We start from the raw sequence: 20,717 nt of genomic DNA on the forward strand, positions 1-20,717 counted from the left end.
TTGATCGGCCGTCATGACTGGCTACGCCGCCGGCTTCTGGCTCGCCGCCTTCCTGTCGCGCCCCGCCCGATACGAGGTTTCCCGATGACCACAGACGATTTCACCGACGCGCTCGACCTCGCCCATTTCGACCGGCCGGATGTCGGCAAGCTGGCGCCGGCCGCGCCGATGACACACCCGCCGCGCATCCTGCTGCTCTACGGCTCGCTGCGTGAGCGCTCCTATAGCCGGCTGCTGACCGAGGAGGCGGCGCGGCTGCTCACCGCCATGGGCGCGGAAACCCGCATCTTCGATCCCGGAGGCCTGCCGATGCCTGACGCCGCGCCGGCCGACCATCCCAAGGTACGGGAACTGCGCACCCTGTCGGAATGGTCGGAAGGGCAGGTCTGGTGCAGCCCGGAGCGGCACGGCACCATAACAGGCGTGTTCAAGAGCCAGATCGACTGGCTGCCGCTGGAATATCGCGGCATCCGCCCAACCCAGGGGCGCACGCTGGCGGTGATGCAGGTCTCGGGCGGCTCGCAATCCTTCAATGCCGTCAACACGCTGCGCGTGCTCGGCCGCTGGATGCGGATGATCACCATCCCCAACCAGTCCTCGGTCGCCAAGGCATTCGAGGAATTCAATGAAGCTGGGCGGATGAAGCCGTCGCCCTATTACGACCGCGTGGTCGACGTGATGGAGGAACTGATGAAGTTCACGTTGCTCACCCGCGACCGCCGGGACTACTTCACCAGCCGCTACAGCGAGCGCCGCGAGACCTCCCTCACGGCAGCGGCGGCAGCGGCCGACCTGTCGACCATTGCGATGGCGGGACCCTCCGGCATTGCCTGAAGGCCGGCACCCGCCGCCGCGGCGGAACAGGACGGTGACCGTCCCGCTCCGCTGCGGCCTGCGCGTCAGTTCTTCACCGTCTCCTCAAGGAAGAAACGGCCCAGCGGGTTCTGGTGGAAGTTCTCGATGTTCTTGCGGGTGACGTTGATATAGGGGCTGTAATAAAGGTCGATCCAGTTCACGTCGCCCTTCGCCAGCTTCTGCAGCGTGACATACATCGCCTCGCGCTTGACCGGGTCGGTCTCCAGACGCGCGGCTTCCACCAGCGCCTTGACCTCGTCGCTCTTGTAGCGGGTCATGTAGTTCATGTTGGTGTCGTGGCCGAGCACGAAGGTGGTCTTCTGGTCCGGGTCGAGAATGTCGTTGGTCCAGTACATCACCGAAATATCGTAGTCGCCGTTCACCAGCATGTCCCAGCTCTGGCTCGGGTCCACCTTCTGCAGGTTCACCGTGACGCCCGCCTTGGAGAGCTGCTGCTGGACGAGGACGGCGATCTGCTCGTCGGTCTCCTTGCCGGCATTGACGATGTAGTTCAGCGTCAGGCCGGAGGCGCCGGCATCCGCCAGCATCTTCTTGGCCTTTTCCGGGTCGTAGGGGCGCTGGAGATTGTCGGCGTAGTGGTAGAGCGAGCCCTTCGGCACGTAGGAATAGGCGATCTCGCCCAGCCCGAAGGTGGCGGCCTCGACGATCGCCTTCTTGTCGATGGCCATGTCCAGCGCCTCGCGGACCTCCTTCTTGGCCAGCGGGCCGTGCTCATGGTTGATCAGCATGTGGTCCTCGCGGGTCGAGGGGTCGCTGATGACGGTGAGATCGGCATTGGTCTTCAGCTCGGCGACGCGCGAGAACGGCACAGTGATGGCGGCATCCACCTCGCCGGCCTGGATCTTCAGCATGCGGGTGTTGTCGTCGGGAATGACCAGCCATTCCACGCCGTCGAGGCTCACCTTGCCGGCGTCCCAGTAATTCGGGTTCTTCTTCAGCACCACGCGGTCGCCGCGGCGCCACTCCACCAGGCTGAACGCGCCCGAGCCGACCGGCTTTTCGGCGAAGCTGTCGGCGGCGGCGCCCTCGACCAGCTTCTTCGGCAGCACCGAGGCGTTGGGCAGCGCCATCATGGAGAGGAACGGCACCGACTTGCTCTTGAGCTTCACCACCAGCGTCTTCGGATCGGCGGCGGTCGCGGTGTCGATGATCTTGAAGCTGTCGGACCAGAGCGAGCCCTTGTCGTCGCGGATGCGGGTCAGCGAGAAGGCGGCGTCCTCGGCGGTGACCGGGGCGCCGTCGGAGAACTTCGCGTCGCGCAGCTTGAACGTATAGGTCAGCCCGTCATCGGAGACGGTCCAGCTTTCGGCGAGGCCGGGCACCAGCTTGGTGCCGCTGGCATCGACGCGCACCAGCACGTCGAACACGTTGGAGAACACCCAGTTGTCGACATTCTGCGCCGACTTGATGGGGTCGAAGGTGGTCGAATCCTCGTTGCGCGCGATGGTCAGCACGCCGGCGGCGTGGGCGTAGCTGGTGGAGAGCGAAAGAAGCGCGGCAAAGGCCGCGAGGCGGGATTTCCTGAATGCGGGTCTCATGTCGGTCTTCCTCTGGAGGGTTGGTCAGGCATTGAGGGCGCTTGCCGGCGGCGCGCGCAGCGGCCGGTCCGGGTCGATGTCGGGAATGGCGGCGATGAGGGCGGCGGTGTAGGCCTCGCGCGGATGCGCGAACACCTCGGCGCAAGCGCCTTCCTCGACGATGCGGCCGTGGTGCATCACCACCACCCGCTCGCACAGGTGCCGGACGATGGCGAGGTCGTGGGCGATGAAGACCAGCGTCAGCTCCATGGTCGTCACCAGCCGCTGGAACAGCGCGACGATCTGCGCCTGGATGGTGACGTCGAGCGCGGCGACGCATTCGTCGGCGACGATCAGGCGCGGGTCGACCGCCAGCGCCCGGGCGATGCCGGCCCGCTGGCACTGGCCGCCGGAAAGCTGGCGCGGGCGACGCACGGCCAGCGCGGGATCGAGCTCGACCAGCGCCAGCAGTTCCTCCACCCGCGCCGGGATGGCGGCGGGAGCCATCTTGCCCTGCACGCGCAGCACCTCGGCCAGCGTCTCGCCGATGGTCAGGCGGGGATTGAGCGAGTTGAACGGATCCTGGAACACCATGGCCGCCTCGCGCCGCAGGCGGTGGAGCGTTGCGCCCGGCTTCAGCTTCAGGCTGTCGCCGTCGAAGGTCACATGGCCGTCGGAGACCGGCGTCAGGCCGAGCATGGCGCGCGCCAGCGTCGACTTGCCGGAGCCGCTCTCGCCGACGATGCCCACCGTCTCCCCCGGCATCACCCGCAGCGACACCCCGTCCACCGCGCTGAAGCTGCGGCGGCGGCCGAACAGCCCCCGGCTGACGGGAAAACGCACATGCAAATCGTCGATCTCGACCAGCGGCCGCCGGGCCGGCGCCACCTGCGGCGCGGGAGCCGAGGCCGGCGCCTCCTCCATCGAGGGATGGCTGGCGATCAGCGCCTGGGTGTAGGGGTGCTGCGGCCGGGCGAGGATGTCGCGCTTGGGCCCGACCTCGACCACGCGGCCCTGCCGCATCACCGCGATGCGGTCGCAGGTCTGGGCGACCACGCCGAGATCATGGGTGATGAGGATGATGGCGAGGCCGCGCTTCTCCCGCAGCCCCATCAGCAGATCGAGGATCTGCGCCTGTATGGTCACGTCCAGCGCGGTGGTCGGCTCGTCGGCGATGAGGATCTGCGGTTCGCAGGCCAGCGCCACCGCGATCATGGCGCGCTGGCGCATGCCGCCGGAAAATTCATGTGCGTAGCTCGCGAACTGGCGGGCCGGATCGGCGAAGCCGACCTGCTCCATGATCGCCATCGCCTCGACCTTGGCGGCGGCACGGTCGAGCCGGCGGTGGAACATCAGCCCTTCGGTGATCTGGTCGCCGATGCGCATCACCGGGTCGAGATGGCTCGACGGGTTCTGGAAGATCATGCCGATGGAGGCGCCGCGCACGGCCCCCATCTCCTCCTCGCCGAGGCTCCGCAGGTCGCGCCCTCCCAGCATCACCGTGCCGCCGGTGACGGCGAGCGCGCGCGACGGCAGCAGGCGGATCAGGGCGCGGCAGAACAGGCTCTTGCCCGATCCGCTCTCACCGACGAGGCCCAGTATCTCGCCCTTGCCGAGATCGAGCGACACGCGGTCGATGAGGGTGCGCGTGCCTTCCTCGGCATGGACGGCAACGGAAAGGTCGCGGACGGAGAGCAGCGGCGCGCCGGGCGTGCTCATTCGTGCACCCCCATGAGTTCGCCGAGCGAATCGCCGATCATCGAGAAGCCGAAGGCGAGCAGCACGATGGAGAGGCCGGGAAACAGCGTGATCCACCAGGCCTGCGACAGGAAGGCCTGGCCCTCCGCGACCATGATGCCCCATTCGGCGGTGGGCGGCTGCACGCCGAGGCCGAGATAGGAGATTGCCGCGCCGGACAGCAGCACCAGCACCGCGTCGGACATGCAGAACACCAGCGAGCCGGCGACCGCATTGGGCAGCAGATGGCGGAACAGCACGCGCGGGCGGGAGAAGCCGAGGCTCACCGCCGCCACCGCGTAGTCGGCGCTCTTCAGCACCAATATCTGCGCCCGGATCAGCCGCGCATAGGAAACCCAGCCGACCAGCGCCATGGCGATGTAGAAGCTGGAAAGCCCCGGCCCTAGAATGGCGATGATCGAGAGCATCAGCACCAGGAAGGGGAAGGCGAGGATGATGTCGATCAGCCGCATCAGCAGCGCGTCGACAATGCCGCCGAAGAAGCCCGCCAGCGCGCCGATCACCGTGCCGATGACCAGCGGGAAGAACACCCCGATCACCGCGATCTGCAGGTCCACCCGCGCGCCGTAGATGACGCGCGAGAGGATGTCGCGGCCGAAATTGTCGGTGCCGAAGGGGTGCAGCAGCGAAGGCTCCTGCAGCCGCGCCGCGGCATCCTGGTAGATCGGGTCATAGGGCGCGATCAGTGGCGCGGCGAGCGCGGCCAGCACGAAGGCGCCCAGGATGCACAGCCCCGCCACAAGGGTGAGGTTGCGGGTGCGCGGCCGGCGGTGCGCGGCGGGCAGGGCGCTCACAGCTTCACCCGCGGGTCGGCGGCGACGGTGGCGATATCGGCGAGGAAATTCACCAGCACGGTGGCGCAGGCGAACACCATGGCGACGCCCTGCACCACCATGTAGTCGCGCGAGAAGATGGCCCGCACCAGCAGCTGCCCCATGCCCGGCAGCGCGAAGATGGTTTCGATCACCACCGTGCCGCCGATCAGCCAGCCAATGTTCACCGCCAGCAGGTTGATCGAGGGCACGATGGCATTGGGCAGTACATGGCGCCAGAACACGATGCGCTCGGGCATGCCGCGTGCGCGGGCGGCGGTGGCCACGTCGGATTTCAGCCAGTCGACCATCGCCGAGCGCAGCGAGCGCAGCAGCACGGTGGACAGCGACAGCGCGATGGTCAGCGAGGGCAAAGCGAGGTGGGCGAGCTTCTCGCCCAGCGTGTCGCCATAGCCGGAGACCGGAAAAATTGGGAATCTCACCGCCAGCAGCATCATCAGCATCAGTCCGAGCCAGAACGGCGGGAAGCCGATGCCGAAGGTGGAGACGATGCGGATGGCGTGGTCGACCGGCCGCCCCTGGTTGCGGGCGGCGAGCGCGGCAAGCGGAACGGCGATGAGGATGGACAGAACCACGCTGCACAGCACCAGCGCGAAGGTCGGCTCGATGCGGGTGCCGATCAGCCGCAGCACGTCGATGCGGTAGACGATCGACATGCCCATTTCGCCATGGGCGAGGTTGCGCAGGAAATAGAAATACTGGAGCCAGATCGGCTCATCGAGACCGTACTGGGCGCGGATATTGGCGATGGCGGTGGGCGTGGCGCGCGCCCCCAGCAGCACGCGGGCGGGATCGCCGGGAATCATCCGCACCAGAATGAAGGTGATGAGGCTGACGCCGAAGACCACCGGCACGAATTGCAGCGGACGCGTCAGGATGAAGGAGTAGCGGTGCATCTCTATCGCGATACGCTGGCGAGGAAGTCGAGCAAGACCGGGTAATAGCCCGACGGGTTTTCATAGAACGGCATGTGGCTGGCATTGGCGACGACGTTGATGCGGACATCCGGCAGCGCGTTCTTCATCCGCATGGCGCAGGCCGGGGTCAGCTCGTCGCGCTCGCCTACCACGATGAGCGTCGGCACGGTGATATCAGGCAGGTCCGGGATGCGGTTCCAGTCCTTGAGATTGCCGGTGTAGAGGAACTCGTTCGGCCCCTGCATGGCCACATAGGGGCCCATGTTCCAGTCTGAAAGCGAGCGCTGCACCGGTGCCGGCCATTCCGGCAGGCGGCATACATGGCGGTAGTTCAGCAGGGTGATGGCGGCCTGATATTCCGGGTGGTCGAAGGTGCCGGCCGCCTCGTGCTTCTGCATCATCGCCACCGTTTCCGGTCCCAGCGCGGCGCGCAGCTTTTCCAGCTCGCTCACCAGATGCGGCATGTCCGCCACCGTGTCGGCGAGGATCAGGCTCTTCAGCGCCTGCGGATAGGTGAGCGCGTAGTCGATGGCGAGCCAGCCGCCCCAGCTATGGCCGAGCAGATGCACCTTGCCCAGCCCCAGCGCGACCCGCACCGTCTCGGTCTCCTCGACATAGCGCGCGATGGTCCACAGCGCCGGGTCGGTCGGCCGGTCGGCGGCGCCGGTGCCGAGCTGGTCGAAGGTGACGACGCGGTACCCCTGGTCGATCAGGCAGGAATGCGCCTCGCGCAGATAATCGCAGGGCAGGCCCGGCCCGCCATTGAGCAGCAGCACGGTCTCCTCGCCGGTGCCGAAGATATAGGCCACGACGCGGTGGTCGCCGATCCTTACCTCACGCCGCTCATGCGGCTCGATCTCCCGCCACATCGTCCGGCCCGTTCCTGCTCAACAAAAAGGCATGCTCAATTCCTAGAGAAATCGTGAGTCCAAACCAGCTATCAGAAGTGATAGGTTGCACCCCGCACACCACAAAAGGACGCGCGGCGATGGGTGCCGACATCGGGACGATGGAGCAGCGCCTCGGCGCGGCGTCGACATTGGGCGCGCAGGTCGACCTGCTGTTCGAGGCGATGGGCGCCTTCGGCTTCGACGCGCTGATCTATGACTACACCCCCGCGCGCTACGACCTGCGCGGCGAGCAGATGCTGCCCTCCGTTCTGGAGCTGCGCAATGTCGACGAGACCATGCGCGACTACTGGTTCGGGCGCGGCTATTTCCGGCTCGATCCGGTGCAGAAGGTGGCGCTCGGCACCACCCGCCCCTTCGTGTGGAACTACGACCCGCGCGCCGAGACGCTGATCCGCGCCTTCATGAATGAGGACAGCGCCCCCGTGGCCGATTTCCTCGCCGAGCGGGGGATGAGCGCCGGCGTCACCGTGCCGGTGCATCTGCCGGGCGGCGACTACGCCACCGTCACCGGCCTGCGCTGCGCCGACGGGCACCTCTCCGAGCGCGACGCGCATGGCTGCCTCGGCGATTTCGGCCTGCTCGCCCATTTGTTCCAGCACGCGGCGGCGGGCGGTCTGCGCGAGGACCGGCGGCTGGACGGGCTGCCGCGCCTCACCTCCCGGGAGCGCGAATGCCTGCGCTACGCCGCCGACGGGCTCTCGGCCAAGGAGATTTCCCGCGCGCTCGGCCGCTCCGTGCCCACCGTGGTGATGCATCTCAACGCCGCCATGCGCAAGCTGGAGGCGAAGAACCGCACCCAGGCGGCGGTGCGCGCCGCGCGGCTGCGGCTGCTCGACTGAGCCCCCGGCTCCCGCCTATCACTTCTGATAGCTGCCGCAGGCCGGCGCGACTGCCTATTTTCCGAGGCTCCAAGACGGCCGCAAGGGAGATCGGCATGAGCGCCGTGGCGAGCGTGGAAGGGCGTATGCCCTTCCGTGACGACGAGACCTGGTACCGCGTGACCGGCGATCTCGCTGGGCCCCGCCTGCCGCTGGTGGTGGCGCATGGCGGGCCGGGCTGCACCCATGATTATGTTGATTCCTTCAAGGGTATCGCCGCGCTCGATGGCCGCGCGGTCATCCATTACGACCAGCTCGGCAATGGCAAATCCACCCATCTGCCGGAGAAGGGGCCGGAATTCTGGACCGTCGACCTCTTCCTCGCCGAGCTCGACGCCCTGCTGGCGCATCTGGGCATCGCCGGGCGCTACGCCTTTCTCGGCCAGTCCTGGGGCGGCATGCTGGGGGCCGAGCACGCGGTGCGCCGGCCCGAGGGGCTGAAGGGGCTGGTCATCGCCAATTCCCCCGCCAACATGCACACCTGGGTCGCCGAGGCGAACCGCCTGCGCCGCGAACTGCCGGAAGAGGTGCAGGCGACGCTGCTGGCGCACGAGGCCGCCGGCACGCTGACGGACCCGGACTACATCGCCGCCTCGCGCGTGTTCTACGACCGGCATGTGTGCCGCGTCTCGCCCTGGCCGGACGATGTCGCCCGCACCTTCGCGGCGATGGACGCGGACAACACGGTCTACCGCCACATGAACGGCCCGACCGAGTTCCACGTCATCGGTACGATGAAGGACTGGACCATCGAGGAGCGTCTGCATGCCATCGCGGTGCCGACGCTGCTGATCTCCGGCGCGCATGACGAGGCGACGCCCGAGGTGGTGCGCCCCTATGTCGAGAAGGTGCCCGACATCCGTTGGGTGCTGTTCCCCGATTCCAGCCACATGCCGCATGTGGAGGAAAAGGACGCCTGCCTGAAGACCGTGTCGGACTTCCTCACGGCGCAGGACTGAAGGGGCCGGCCGGCAATGGCGCTGCTGGGTTGACCAGCCCGGCCTCGCGCAGCTCGCGCCAGAAATCGGCCGGGATGTTCTCGGCCAGCGCGCGGCTGTCCTCGGCGATCCGGCTCGGCCGGCTGGCCCCGGGGATGACCGCCGCAACGGCCGGGTTGGCGAGGGCGAATTGCAGGCCGGCGGCCTTCATGCTCACGCCATGGCGGTCGGCAATCGCCTTGATCGCCGCCACTTTGGCGAGGATGGCGGGGGTCGCCGGCGCGTATTCGAAATGCGGCCCGCCCACCAGCGCGCCCGAGCTGTAGGGCCCGCCGACGACGATGCCGAGCCCGCGCTCGGCCACCATCGGCATCACCCGCTGCAGCGCCCGGTCATGGTCGAGCAGCGTGTAGCGTCCGGCGAGCAGGAAGGCGTCGGGTCGGGGCCCGTCGAGGCCGAGCAGCAGCTCGATCGGCTCCACCCGGTTCACCCCGAGGCCCCAGGCGCCGATCACCCCCTCGTCGCGCAGGCGGTCGAGCGCGCGGAATGCGCCCTTGCGCGCGCTCTCGAACATGGCGAGCCATTCGTCGCCGTAGAAATCCTGCGCCACGTCGTGGACGAAGGCGATGTCGATGCGGTCGGTCTTCAGCCGCTTCAGGCTGTCCTCGATCGAGCGCAGCGTCGCGTCCCCGGAATAGTCGTTGACGATGCGGTTGGGCCGGCCGAACTTGAACACCTCGCCTTTCTCGCCCTGGTCGCGGGCCGATACATCCTCCATCTCGTCGAGGATGAGGCGGCCCACCTTGGTGCTGATGGCGTACTGGTCGCGCGGCTTGCCGGCGAGCGCCTCGCCCATGCGGATTTCGGCGAGGCCGGCGCCGTAGAAGGGCGCGTTGTCGAAATAGCGTATGCCGTCCGCCCACGCCGCCTCGACGGTGGCGAGCGCTTCCGCCTCGGGAATGTCGCGGAACATGTTGCCCAGCGGCGCCGCGCCGAAGCCGAGCCTGCCGGGGAGAAATTTCTTGAGTGCCATGGGGGCGATCCTTCAAGCGACGTGGACGTCGACGTCCACGGGGGCGAGCACCAGCGCGGTACGTTCCGCCAGCGCGCCGATGAGGGTGAGATAGGCCTGGAAATGCGGTGTCGCGCGGTGCGCGGCGAGTGCCGGCAGGTCCGCATAAAGCTCGTCGAGCACGAAGCGCGACGGCTCGGCGCTGTCCTGCCAGAGGTCGTAGCGCCGGTTGCCCGGCTCCGCCCGGCTGGCCGCCGCCATGCCCTGCAGCAGCGCCTGGAGTTCCTCCGTCTTGCCGCTGCGGGCGGAGAGCAGCGCCACGATCTTGATCGGGATCGTCATATCCTTGCCCCTCGAAATGAGCGGGCCGGCGGGGCGCGGACGCAGCGCCCCCCCGGTCATCCGCGATCTCACGCCGCAACCTGCGCGCGGTCGAGCGCGGCGACGAAGGTGGCGGCGATCGGGTGGTCCGAGCGCGGGTTCTGGCCGGTGATCAGCTCGCGGTCGACCACCACATGCGGCTCGAAATCGACCGGCGTGGTGACGACATCGCCGCCCGCCGCGCCGAGGGCCGCCGGCATGTCGAAATACATCTTGGCGTGCAGGATATAGTCCTCGACCACCTTTTCCTCGCTCGCCGAGAACACGGTCATCCGGTAGCCGGCATAGGGCCAGCCCTTCGCCCATTCGGCCGCCTTGGCGGCATCGCCGGCGATCAGCGCGGCGCGGAATTCACGGGCATGCGGCATGGCGGCGGCCACGGCAATGGGCCCGTGGCACAGCAGCGCCGTCGGCTTGGCGCGGTCGTGGAAGTGGCGAAGGATTTCGCCGAGATCGGCATCCTGCATCAGGTCGACGACCGGCGCCTGGCCGCCGGGCACGAAGACGCCGGCATAGCGGTCCAGCCCTTCCGCGATCACCTCGCTGAGCGTGCGCACCTCGTTCATCGCCGGGTGCGTGTCGTAGAAGCTGCGCGCACGCTGATGGGCCGCCGCGTCATCCTCGAAATGCGTCGCCGAATCCGAGGCCGCGTCGATAGGGGGCCGGGTGCCGTCCGGCGTGGCCAGCACGACCTCGTAGCCGGCAGCGATCACGGCCATGGCCGGCACGACCGTCTCGTTGAGATACTGCCCGGTGGCGCCCCAGCGCCCGCCCTGGATTTCGATGCGGGTGGCATTGGAGCCGATGAAGAGCACTGTTCCCTTGGCCATGGCGGCCTCCTGTCGGTTGAGTAGTGTCCGTCTGGACAGCTTCAACATGACGGGCGCCAAGATATTGCAGAAGTTTATTTCTATGATTTTAGATATACGTATGAGAGCATAACTCATGCGCTACGATCTCAATCTCCTTCCGATCTTCGTCGCCCTCATGGAGGAGCGCAGCGTCACCCGCGCGGCCGAGCGGCTGGGTATGACCCAGCCGGCCATGTCCAATGCGCTGTCGCGGCTGCGCGCTATGCTGCAGGACCCGCTCTTCGTGCGTGAGCGCTACGGCATCCAGCCGACGCCGATCGCGCTCGAACTGGCGCCGGTGATCGCCGAGGCGCTGGCCCGGCTCGACAACGCGGTGCTGGGGCAGCAGGATTTCGATCCCGCCAGCGCCGAGCGCCTCCTGACCATCTCGCCCAACGGCTATGTCGAGTTCGTGCTGGTGCCTGCCCTTGTTGCCCGGCTGCGCCAGCGGGCGCCTGGCATCCAGCTGCGTCTGCGGCCCTATGGCAGCGACCTCGTCGAAACCGGCGTGGTCTCCGGCATCACGGCCCTCGCGCTCGGCCGCTTCATCGATCCGCCGGACAATCTGGTGGTGCAGCATCTGGTGGATGACGGCCTCGCCTGCGTGGTGCGGGCGGACCACCCCGACATTGGCGACAGCCTGTCACGCGCGCAGTTCGAGGCGCTGCGCCATGTCAACGTGCTGCCGCCAGGGAGGCTGCGCGCCGGGCTGTTCCAGGCGCTGGAGCGCGCGGGGCTGGTGCGCCACGTCGCCGTGTCGGTCACGCATTTCCTGGCGGTGCCGGAAATGATCGCCGTCACCGATTACTGCGCCACGCTGCCCCGCATGATCTGCCAGCGCCTGGCCCGCGATGCCCGGCTGAAGATCGTCGAGGCACCGGTGGACCTCGGCACCTTCCCGGTGGAGATGGCGTGGCATGTGCGCTACCGGCACGACCCCGCCCATCGCTGGCTGCGGGCGCTGATCGCCGAACTGGCGAGCGAGATGGTGGCGGCCGCCCCCGCCTGATCCCCATGCCGGCGTTCAGGCCGCCAGCAGCACAGCCTCCGCAATGTCCAGCACCAGCGCGATGGGCGTGCCGACGGGGTGTGCGCCGACAATGTCGGCACCGGTCACCCGGGTCTCGATGAGGCCGACGCCGTCCACCTCCACCCGGGTGATGGTGTGCGAGCCCTGGTAGATATGCGCCGCCACCACGCCGCGCACGATGTTGGGTCCGGCCTCGCCCGGCAGGGCCGGCCGCACATGCTCGGGGCGCAGAAAGGCCCGCACCTCGCTGCCATGGACGAAGGTGCCGTCCGCCCGGGCCGGCGCCACCAGCCGGCCGACACCCGGCAGCACCAGCGCCGCCTCCGCACCGTCGCGCTCATAGCGTGCCACCGGCAGCGCGTTGATCTCGCCGATGAAGGAGGCGACGAAGCCGTTGGCAGGGGTGCGGTAAAGCTCGATCGGCGTCGCCACCTGCTGCACCTCGCCCCGGTTCATCACCACGATGCGGTCGGAAAGGCTCAGCGCCTCGCCCTGGTCATGGGTGACGAAGATGGTGGTGAGCCCGGTCTTGCGGTGCAGGTCGGACAGCTCGACCTGCATCTGCGCCCGCAAATTCTTGTCGAGCGCCGAGAGCGGCTCGTCGAGCAGCAGCACCTTGGGGCGGATGACGATGGCACGGGCCAGTGCCACGCGCTGCTGCTGGCCGCCGGAAAGCTGGCGCACCCGCCGCTCCTCGAAGCCCTGCAGCTTCATCATCTCGACGGCCCGGCGTACCTCGCTCGCGATCTCCGCCTTCGGCAGTTTGCGCATGCGCAGGCCGAAGGCGATGTTGTCGAACACGTTCATATGCGGAAACAGCGCATAGGACTGGAACACCATGCCGATGTCGCGCCGGTAGGGCTCCACATCGGTGATGTCGGCCCCGTCCACCACGATCTTGCCGGCGGTGGGGGTGAGGAAGCCGGCGATCATGCCGAGCAGGGTGGACTTGCCGCAGCCGGACGGGCCGAGCAGCGTCAGGAACTCGCCCTTGCCGATGGTCAGCGACACGTCGGCGACACCCACCGCGCTGCCGAATTCCTTGCGGACCCGGACAAGCTCGACGGCGGCGGGGGCGGCGGGACGGGGGGCACTCATGGGCGTCGGCTCCGGCATGTCGGCTGTCGTGTCAGTGGGTGTCGATCGCCAGCACGCGGCGCAGGCCGAAGGCGCGGTCGGCGATGAACATGATGAGCGTGGTGACGATGATCAGCATCGCCGATACCGCCGAGACGGTGGGGTCTGCATATTCGCGGATGTAGTTGTACATGGCGACCGGCAGGGTCTGGGTTCGGCTGCCCGTCACATAGAGCGAGGCGGTGAACTCGGTCAGCGACAGCACGGCGGCGATCAGCCAGCCCCCGGCCATGCCCGGCAGCACCAGCGGCAGCTCGATCCGCGTCAGCACATGGAAGGGCGAGGCGCCGAGATTGGCGGCGGCGCGGGCGAGGTTGGGGTCGATGGTGGCGAGGCTGACATAGACCGCGCGGGTGACGAAAGGCATCACCAGCACCATGTGCGCCAGCACGATCATCCCATAGCCCTGCTGCAGCCCGAACGCCCCGCCCAGCAGCAGGAAGCCGAAGCCGAGCGTGAAGTGCGGGATGATGAGCGGCGACCACAGCACCGCCTCCAGCACCCCGCGCCCGCGGAACGTGTAGCGGTAGATCAGCCAGGCGAAGGCCGAGCCGACGATCAGCGCCGCCGTCGAGGCAAGGCTGGTGACGATCAGCCCGTTGGTGAAGGCGCGCCGGAAGTCCGGATAGGTCAGCGCCTTCTCGTACCAGGCGAAAGAGATGCCCTCCGGCGGGAAGGCGAGGATCTCGGTGGGGTTCACCGAGGTCATCAGCACCACCAGCGTCGGCAGCGTCATATAGGCGAGGATGGCGGTGACGAGGCTCCAGAAGCCGAAAGAGCGCAGCTTGGCAAAGGTCATCACGGGCCCCCTCAACGGACCGCCAGCCGCTTTTCCAGGCGGCCGGTCAGGGATTTCATCAGCACGAGGCTACCGAGCGCGGCGATCAGCGCGATCAGGCTCAGCGTCGCGGCGAAGGGCAGGTTCAGCACCGAGAAGCCCTGGAGATAGACGAGGTTGGAGATCATCAGCACCTTGCCGCCGCCGATCAGCTGCGGGGTGGAAAACGCGCTCATGGTCCAGGCGAACACCACGACGATGCCCGACAGGATGCCCGGCAGGGTGAGCGGCAGGGTGATGCGCCAGAACACCGCGCCGGGGCTGGCGCCGAGATTGGCGGCGGCCTTCTCGCAGTCGCGGTCGACATGGCTGATCGCGGTGGCGAGCAGGATGATCATGACCGGCATGGAGAACTGCACCAGCGCCACCACCACGCCTAGCCGCGTGTACATGATCTGCAGCGGCATCTCGATCAGCGAGAGCTTGCGCAGCATGGAGTTGATGAAGCCGTCGGAGCCCAGCATCAGCATCCACGAGAAGGTGCGCACGATCTCGCCGGTGAACAGCGGGGTGATCGACAGCGACACCAGCAGCGAGCGCACCCAGTCGCGCTTCGCCCGCACCAGCGCGAAGGCGACGGGGTAGCTCAGCAGCAGCGAGAAGAGGGCGGTCAGCAGGCTGATATAGAAGGTGTCGGCCAGCACCCACCAATAGATCGGCCGGTTGATGCGGGTGAAATTCTCCAGGGTGAAGCCGCCGACATTGAGCGAGCCGGGCACGAATTCGCGCACGCTGTACTGCAGCACCTCGAACAGCGCCGCCGCCAGGATCACCGCCGTGAGCACGGCAGGGGCGAGGAAGGTGATGAAGAACGGGCGGCGCTGGATCATGTGGCTCGAATGATTGGGGCGGTTGGCTTGGTGGTGCGTGCTTCGGCATGTGCCGAAGGGTTTCTCCTGGGTCCCGGATCGGCGCTGCGCTGCGCGCAGCTTGTCCGGGAAACCGTGTCCCGGACAAGCTGAGGCGAAGCCGAAGCGCTGATCCGGGACCCAGTGAAAGAGCTCTCGGCAAAGTCTCTGCTCTTCGGCACAGTCTCTTTTTGCTGCGGACGGGATGACGCTGTGGTGGGCATCGCCCCCGAAGGCCGTCATGCCGGGCCTCGCCTGGCCATGACGGTGTTAAGCGGGTCCCGCTTCGGCGTGTGCCGATGAGTTTCTCCCGGGTCCCGGATCGGCGCTGCGCGGTGCGCAGCTTGTCCGGGAAACCGTGGTGCGGCTTGGCGGAAACCGTGTCCCGGACCAGCGGCGGCGAAGCCGCCGTGCCGATCCGGGACCCAGCGCAAGACTCTTCGGCACAGTCTGCTTTGCTGCGGCCGGGAAGTCGCGCCGTCGATCAATGCATCATGTTCTCGGTGAACCACGCCTTCCACTGCGGCAGCAGGGTGGCGTAGGTCTTGTCGTCGATCACGATGGCTTCCTTCATGATCTGCTCTTCGCTGGTGAAGATGCCGGGCAGCTTGGCGACTTCGGGGTCAAGCTTGGCGTCCGCCGTCATCGGCGAGCATTTGTGGAAGTTGCACAGCTGCGCCAGCATCGCCGGTTCCAGCGCGATGTTGAGGAACTGCAGGGCGAGCTCCTTCTTCTTGGAGCCGGCATTGATGCCCCACACATCGGTGCCGGCGACCGCGCCCTCCTTGGGCACCTCGATCTTCACCGGCATGCCGAGCTTTTCGAGGTGGTAGCCGTTGATGTTGAGCAGCACCTGCACCGGGGTCTCGCCGGTACGCATCAGGTTCTGGCTGGTGGCGTCCGACTGGTAGAAGGCCTTGATGCTCTTCTTCAGTTCAAGCAGCTTGGGCTGAACCTGCTCCCACTGGTCCGGCGTCACGCCGGCGAGCTTGGTGGCGGCGATGATGACGTGGCTGGGGTCGAAATCCGGCAGGCCGAGCTTGCCGGCCACTTCCGCGCCCCACAGGTCTTCCCAGCTGGAAATCTTGAAGTCCTTCGGCATCAGGTCGGTGCGGAAGGCGGGGGTGTAGACATAGACATAGTCCGCCACCGTGTAGTCCGAGCGCTTGGCCAGCTTGTAGAGCTTTTCGGAGTTGGGCAGCTTGGTCCAGTCGAGCTTTTCCATCAGCCCGTCGGAATAATAGAGATAGCCGACATGGGCGGTGGTGTTGATCAGGTCGGATTCCGGGTTGTCGCGCGCGACCTTTGCCTTGGCGAGGCGGTCCAGCGTGCCGCCGGTGATATATTCGACCTCGACACCGGTGCGCTTGGTGAATTCCTTGCCGACGATCTCGACGCCGGCCTTCCAGTTGCCGCCCCAGGTGCTGACCACCAGCTTCTCCTGGGCATGGGCGGCGGTCGTGGCACCGGCGGCCAGCATGGCCAGGGCCCCGAGGGCAACGCGAAGCTTCTTCATATTCCACCTCTGTGATTGGGGCGGCGAACCGCCCGGAGTTTCCGGCTGCGCGCCTTCATGCGGACGCGCTTGGCGCAGGTTCGTCTTGGTGCGGCACGGCCCGAGTCAGTAGCCGCGGACGGGATCGACCTCGTGCAGCGGCGGCAATCCCTGCCGCACGCGGCGAATGCTCTCGGCGACGTCGCGCGCCGCCAGCTTCGGCACGGTGATGCTGGCGAGGTGCGGCGTGATCAGCACGTTGTCGAGGCTCCACAGGGGATGGCCCTTCGGCAGCGGCTCGGTCTCGAAGACGTCGAGCGTCGCCTCGCCGACATGGCCGGAGCGCAAGGCGGCGATCAGCGCCACCTCGTCGACCACGGCCCCGCGCGAGGCGTTGACGAACTTCACGCCCTTCGGCATCCGGGCGAATGCCTCGGCGTCGAGAAGGCCGCGCGAGTCCGGGGTCAGCGGCAGCAGGCTGACGATGATCTCGTTCTCCGCCAGCACCTCATCCAGCCCGTCCCGGCCGGTGTGGGAGGCGACGCCGGGAATGTCCTTGGCGGTGCGCGACCAGCCGCTGACCGTGAAGCCCAGGGAGGCAAGCGTGCGGGCGGCCGGGCCGCCGAGTTCGCCAAGGCCCAGCACCGCGACCTTGATCTCGGACAGCGCGCGCGGGTGAACGTAGTCCCATTCGCCGCGCTTCTTGGCGCGCTCGAAGACCGGGATGTCGCGGGCGTAGCGGGTGACGGCGAAGACGACATAGCTGGTCATCATCGCCACCATGCCGGGGTCGGACAGGCGGGAGAACTTCACCGGCACCAGGTCGTCGCGCCGCACCAGCGCATCGACGCCGGCCCCGAGATTGGTGACCAGCTGCAGATTGGGAAAACGCGCGAAAAAGCCCTTTGGCGGGATCCAGGCCAGGGCGTAGCGGATGTCCGCCGCATCGCCGATATCGGGGTCGACGCGGAAATCGAGGTCCGGCAGTTCGGCTTCGAGCGCCTCGCGCCAGTCGCGCGCATTGTCGACCGGGCTGTAGAACACCAGTGCATCGCGGCTCATGAGGGCGCCTGACGCAACGTCGGCATGCCACGGCCACGCGCGGCCGGCACATGCCACCGGACATGTCCACGCTTCATCAATCCCGTCTCCGAAGGCTTTGTTATTTTTCCTGTGAGGAAATGGTGCGCCGCGAAGATTGGATCGAAAAATACTTTTACCCGTTACATAACATAGAAGAAATCTATGCAGACTTTTCGCGGGCCCCCGTGGGCGCGAGGAAGGCGATGAGCGCTTCGCCGGTGGGATCGCAGCTGACGCGCAGCGTCGGCTCGTCGCCGGCGACCATGGTCTCGCCGGGGTGGACCAGCACCGCGCCGGCGGCATCGCCCACCTGCCAGACGCCGGTCACCGCGTGGAGGATCACCATGCCGCCTTCCGGCGCCGCGAGCAGCGGCCCGTTGGCGGCGGCGGCTGGCATAACCTGCGCATTCCAGCGGCCACGCCGCGTCATCACGTTGATGACCCAGGCCGGCCCGTCCGGCAGCACCGAGCGCGGCTGCTGCACGCTGTCGAAATAGAGCGGCTCCAGCCGCGCCAGCGCGCGCGTGCCATTGGCGAAGGCAAGGCCGAGGCCGTTGCGGCTCAACCGGGTGATGTGGCGGTCTATGCCGGGGAAGGAGGAGAACGGCCCCTCCTCGACGATCGGCGCCAGGCTAATGCGCACGTCGAAATCATCGTGCGAGCTGCCTTCCGGCAGCAGCAGCACGTCCTCGGTGATGCCGCCGCCGTTCTTCCACGGCACCCGGCTGTAATCGGCAGGCCTGATTATCCGCAGCGCGCCCATCGCCCCTCGCTCCTGCACTCGATGCATGCCCTCATGCTCTAGAGAGGTGTCGGCCACTCAGGCAATGCGCTGGCGCAAGGATGGAAAACAGATTGCCGATGCCTTGAATAGGCGCGCCCTATCGCGCCTAGCGCACCGTCGACCGTGGCGAGAGCGTGCCGGGCTCGAAAATGCCGCCGGGCGAGAAGGCCGCCTTCAGGTGACGGGCGAACACTTCCACCGCCGGGCGCGAGTTCTGGCGCCGCAGCCGCAGGCTCACCAGCCGCACCGGCGGCAGGCTGTCGGTCAGCGGCACCGAGGCGACGCGCCCGCCATCATGGGTGATCTGGGTGCGCGGCAGCACATTCTGGATGGTGTAGCCGCGCCCATGGCCGACGAGCCCGCGCGTCAGCTCATAGGCGCGCGAGCGGAAGGCGATGTTCGGCTCCACCCCGACCGAGCGGAACAGGCCCATGAAGTAGTCGCGCGAATGCGGCAGGTCGAGCAGGATGAACGGCTCGTCGCGCAGATCCGCCAGGCTGATGCGTTCGCGCTGCGCCAGCGGATGGTCCGGGTGCAGCACGGCGTAGGGCGGCAGCTCGGCGAGCGATTCCGCCATCACCTCCTCCGGCCGGGCGAACGCGTAGGACAGCGCCATTTCGGTGCGGCCGGAGACGACGGCGTCGAGAATCTGCTGCTGGTCGCCCTCGTCCAGGCCGACCGTGATGCCCGGATGCGACTCCGCGAAGGCGGAGAGCAGCCCCGGCATGAAATGGGTGGCGATGGTCCAGAAGCACCCGACCGCGATCTCGCCGCGCACCTCGTCCGCCATGGCGCGGGCGTTCTGGCCGAAATCGCGGGCATGGTTCAGCAGCAGCCGCGCCTCGTTGACGATGCGGGTGCCGGCGATGGTGGTCGTCACGCCTTTTGCATGGTGCCGCACGAACACCTGCACGCCGCACTCCGCCTCGAACTGGGCGACGGCCGCCGAGATGGAGGGTTGCGACACGTGCAGATGCCGGGCGGCCTCGGTCAGATTGCCGAAATCGGCGGTGGCCACGACGTAGCGCAGGGCGCGCAGAGAGATGTTCATCAGGATTTTCTATGCCGAAGAATGAATCAAAATATTTTACCGATCTATCGACCCCACGCAATATTTCCTGACAGGAAAAGGATGCTTCTATGATCCGCACGGGCCAGGAATATCGGCAGGGGCTGCAGGACGGCCGCGAAATCTGGATGGACGGCGAGCGGGTGAAGGATGTCACCACGCACCCCTCCTTCAAGCCGATCGTCGATGTACGCGCGCGCATCTACGACATGGCGCATGAGGCGGCCTATCAGGACCGCCTGACCTATGTGGAAGAGAACAAGCGCAACACCATCTTCTACAAGCCGCCGCGCGAGACCAAGGACTGGAACGACAAGGTCGAGGCCGTCGATCTCGTGATGAAGGACATTGGCGGCGTCGTCACCCGCGTCGGCGACGAGACCATCGGCGAAGTCTGGTCGCTCATCGACGGGCGCGACGTGCTGGCCGAGTTCGACCCGCGCTTCGCCGACAATGTCGACAAGCATGTGCAGAACATCTTCGACAACGACATTTTCCACATCTCGGCCAACACCGATCCCAAGGGCGACCGCTCGCTGCCGCCGCAGGATCAGGACCCCGACATGATGGTGCATGTCGTGAAGGAGACCGATGCCGGCATCGTCATCCGCGGCGCCAAATACGAGACCGCCGCCGCCTATGCCGACCAGGCCTTCCTCAAGCCCACCGTCGGCGCCTGGACCAACGAGACACTGTCGGACTACGCGGTGGGCGGCGTCATCTCGATGAGCGCGCCGGGCGTCAAGCAGATCTGCCGCTCCTCCTTCGCCGGCCGCACCGACCCGAAGGACTACCCGCTGGCCAACCGGTTCGACGAGGTCGAATCCCTCGTCATCTTCGATAACGTGCTGATCCCGTGGGAGAACGTGTTCTTCTACCGCCACACCAAGGCGGCCCAGTACATCCGCGCCACCCTGCACCGCTATTCGGCGTTCCCCTATGTCCACCGCCTGCTCTACGTCGCCGACATGATGATCGGCGCGGCGATGTGGAACGCCAAGCAGACCGGGCTCGACAAGCTGCAATCGGTGCGTGAAAAGCTGGCCGACCTCGTGGTCTATCGCGAGGGCATCAACGCCCATCTCACCGCCTCCATCGCGCTGGCGGAGAAGAGCCCGGGCGGGCTGCTGATGCCCAACCAGTCGCTTCTCTATGCCGGCCGCGTCCATGGCTGCTCCAACCTGCCGGCGATGATGCACATCGCCCGCGAATTGTGTGGCGGGCAGATCTGCGTCACGCCGAATGCGGCGGCTTTCCACAATGCCGGCTCGGGCGACTGGCTGAAGAAGTTCTACACGCTGAACAAGCAGTGGGAATCGGAGGATCGCCGCAAGCTGCTGGCCTTCGCCCGCGACCTGCTCAACTCCGACTATGCCGGCCACCGGCTCACCTTCGTGCAGTTCGCGCAGGCGCCGCACTTCAATCATCTGAACGCGGTCTACAACGCCTTCGACTTCTCCGGCCCGCTCGATTTCGTGCGCAAATCGGCCGGCCTGTCGGACAAGGTGATGGGCGACAAGGCACTGGGCGACAAGGTTCCGGGCAAGAACTGAGGGCATTG

The 20,717-nt window shown here is 67.1% G+C and carries 20 protein-coding genes; 5 read left to right on the forward strand and 15 right to left on the reverse strand.

Translation table 11 applies throughout. From position 1 onward, the window contains the following. Window positions 1-84 precede the first annotated feature (84 nt). The gene (gene arsH, locus ACQY76_RS11780) at window positions 85-834 is read left to right on the forward strand and encodes an arsenical resistance protein ArsH (RefSeq protein ID WP_428028927.1); all 750 of its coding nucleotides are present in this window, start codon (window positions 85-87) and stop codon (window positions 832-834) included. 65 nt (window positions 835-899) lie between these two features. Here arsH and ACQY76_RS11785 read toward each other — a convergent pair whose 3' ends face one another. Genes ACQY76_RS11785 through ACQY76_RS11805 form a run of 5 tightly spaced genes read right to left on the reverse strand, consistent with a single transcriptional unit; the run spans window position 900 to window position 6,770 of the window. Continuing rightward, entirely contained in the window at window positions 900-2,414 is a 1,515-nt protein-coding gene (locus ACQY76_RS11785; protein WP_428028928.1) for an ABC transporter substrate-binding protein, read from the reverse strand. A 24-nt stretch (window positions 2,415-2,438) separates the two neighbouring features. Further along, the gene (locus tag ACQY76_RS11790; protein WP_428028929.1) at window positions 2,439-4,112 is read right to left on the reverse strand and encodes a dipeptide ABC transporter ATP-binding protein; all 1,674 of its coding nucleotides are present in this window, start codon (window positions 4,110-4,112) and stop codon (window positions 2,439-2,441) included. Further along, on the reverse strand, window positions 4,109-4,891 hold the full coding sequence (locus ACQY76_RS11795; RefSeq protein ID WP_428032996.1) for an ABC transporter permease: 783 nt from the start codon (window positions 4,889-4,891) through the stop codon (window positions 4,109-4,111). The genes ACQY76_RS11790 and ACQY76_RS11795 overlap by 4 nt, the downstream gene beginning before the upstream one ends. Window positions 4,892-4,941: 50 nt before the next feature. Beyond that, window positions 4,942-5,880, reverse strand: coding sequence for an ABC transporter permease (locus ACQY76_RS11800; RefSeq protein WP_428028930.1), 939 nt, complete (start codon window positions 5,878-5,880; stop codon window positions 4,942-4,944). 2 nt (window positions 5,881-5,882) lie between these two features. Then, a complete protein-coding gene (locus ACQY76_RS11805; protein WP_428028931.1) occupies window positions 5,883-6,770 on the reverse strand; it encodes a proline iminopeptidase-family hydrolase in 888 nt (295 codons plus the stop codon). A 119-nt stretch (window positions 6,771-6,889) separates the two neighbouring features. Between ACQY76_RS11805 and ACQY76_RS11810 the strand changes: the two genes are divergently transcribed. Next, complete coding sequence (locus ACQY76_RS11810; RefSeq protein ID WP_428028932.1) at window positions 6,890-7,651, forward strand: LuxR family transcriptional regulator; 762 nt, start codon at window positions 6,890-6,892, stop codon at window positions 7,649-7,651. Between the two features lie 95 nt (window positions 7,652-7,746). Continuing rightward, window positions 7,747-8,649, forward strand: coding sequence for a proline iminopeptidase-family hydrolase (locus ACQY76_RS11815; protein ID WP_428028933.1), 903 nt, complete (start codon window positions 7,747-7,749; stop codon window positions 8,647-8,649). Here the strand turns inward: ACQY76_RS11815 and ACQY76_RS11820 are convergent. The 3 genes from ACQY76_RS11820 to ACQY76_RS11830 all read right to left on the reverse strand — a co-directional run bounded on the left by ACQY76_RS11820 (window position 8,633) and on the right by ACQY76_RS11830 (window position 10,851). Further along, complete coding sequence (locus ACQY76_RS11820) at window positions 8,633-9,661, reverse strand: aldo/keto reductase (protein WP_428028934.1); 1,029 nt, start codon at window positions 9,659-9,661, stop codon at window positions 8,633-8,635. The genes ACQY76_RS11815 and ACQY76_RS11820 overlap by 17 nt on opposite strands. A 12-nt stretch (window positions 9,662-9,673) precedes the next feature. Further along, window positions 9,674-9,982: a putative quinol monooxygenase gene (locus ACQY76_RS11825; RefSeq protein WP_428028935.1), complete on the reverse strand. Its 309-nt coding sequence runs from the start codon at window positions 9,980-9,982 to the stop codon at window positions 9,674-9,676. Between the two features lie 68 nt (window positions 9,983-10,050). After that, a complete protein-coding gene (locus ACQY76_RS11830) occupies window positions 10,051-10,851 on the reverse strand; it encodes a type 1 glutamine amidotransferase domain-containing protein (protein ID WP_428028936.1) in 801 nt (266 codons plus the stop codon). Between the two features lie 115 nt (window positions 10,852-10,966). Here ACQY76_RS11830 and ACQY76_RS11835 point away from each other — a divergent pair, with 115 nt between their 5' ends. Further along, window positions 10,967-11,881 carry a LysR substrate-binding domain-containing protein gene (locus ACQY76_RS11835; protein ID WP_428028937.1) on the forward strand — a complete coding sequence of 305 codons (915 nt, stop codon included), beginning with the start codon at window positions 10,967-10,969 and terminating at the stop codon, window positions 11,879-11,881. 15 nt (window positions 11,882-11,896) lie between these two features. Here ACQY76_RS11835 and ACQY76_RS11840 read toward each other — a convergent pair whose 3' ends face one another. From ACQY76_RS11840 to ACQY76_RS11870, 7 genes are all read right to left on the reverse strand, one after another. Next, window positions 11,897-13,000, reverse strand: coding sequence for an ABC transporter ATP-binding protein (locus tag ACQY76_RS11840; protein WP_428028938.1), 1,104 nt, complete (start codon window positions 12,998-13,000; stop codon window positions 11,897-11,899). Window positions 13,001-13,031: 31 nt separating this feature from the next. Next, window positions 13,032-13,838, reverse strand: a complete 807-nt coding sequence (locus ACQY76_RS11845) for an ABC transporter permease (protein WP_428028939.1) — start codon at window positions 13,836-13,838, stop codon at window positions 13,032-13,034. Window positions 13,839-13,849: 11 nt separating this feature from the next. Further along, window positions 13,850-14,707, reverse strand: a complete 858-nt coding sequence (locus tag ACQY76_RS11850; protein ID WP_428028940.1) for an ABC transporter permease — start codon at window positions 14,705-14,707, stop codon at window positions 13,850-13,852. 502 nt (window positions 14,708-15,209) lie between these two features. Beyond that, window positions 15,210-16,241, reverse strand: coding sequence for an extracellular solute-binding protein (locus ACQY76_RS11855; RefSeq protein ID WP_428028941.1), 1,032 nt, complete (start codon window positions 16,239-16,241; stop codon window positions 15,210-15,212). Window positions 16,242-16,346: 105 nt separating this feature from the next. After that, on the reverse strand, window positions 16,347-17,282 hold the full coding sequence (locus ACQY76_RS11860) for a 2-hydroxyacid dehydrogenase (RefSeq protein ID WP_428028942.1): 936 nt from the start codon (window positions 17,280-17,282) through the stop codon (window positions 16,347-16,349). A 181-nt stretch (window positions 17,283-17,463) separates the two neighbouring features. Beyond that, window positions 17,464-18,066: a HutD/Ves family protein gene (locus ACQY76_RS11865; protein WP_428028943.1), complete on the reverse strand. Its 603-nt coding sequence runs from the start codon at window positions 18,064-18,066 to the stop codon at window positions 17,464-17,466. 127 nt (window positions 18,067-18,193) lie between these two features. Continuing rightward, window positions 18,194-19,138: a LysR family transcriptional regulator gene (locus tag ACQY76_RS11870; protein WP_428028944.1), complete on the reverse strand. Its 945-nt coding sequence runs from the start codon at window positions 19,136-19,138 to the stop codon at window positions 18,194-18,196. A gap of 89 nt (window positions 19,139-19,227) precedes the next feature. Here ACQY76_RS11870 and ACQY76_RS11875 point away from each other — a divergent pair, with 89 nt between their 5' ends. After that, window positions 19,228-20,709, forward strand: a complete 1,482-nt coding sequence (locus ACQY76_RS11875; RefSeq protein ID WP_428028945.1) for a 4-hydroxyphenylacetate 3-hydroxylase family protein — start codon at window positions 19,228-19,230, stop codon at window positions 20,707-20,709. Window positions 20,710-20,717: the final 8 nt, after the last annotated feature.

This window comes from Ancylobacter sp., from assembly GCF_965279025.1.
Classification (GTDB): Bacteria; Pseudomonadota; Alphaproteobacteria; order Rhizobiales; family Xanthobacteraceae; genus Ancylobacter.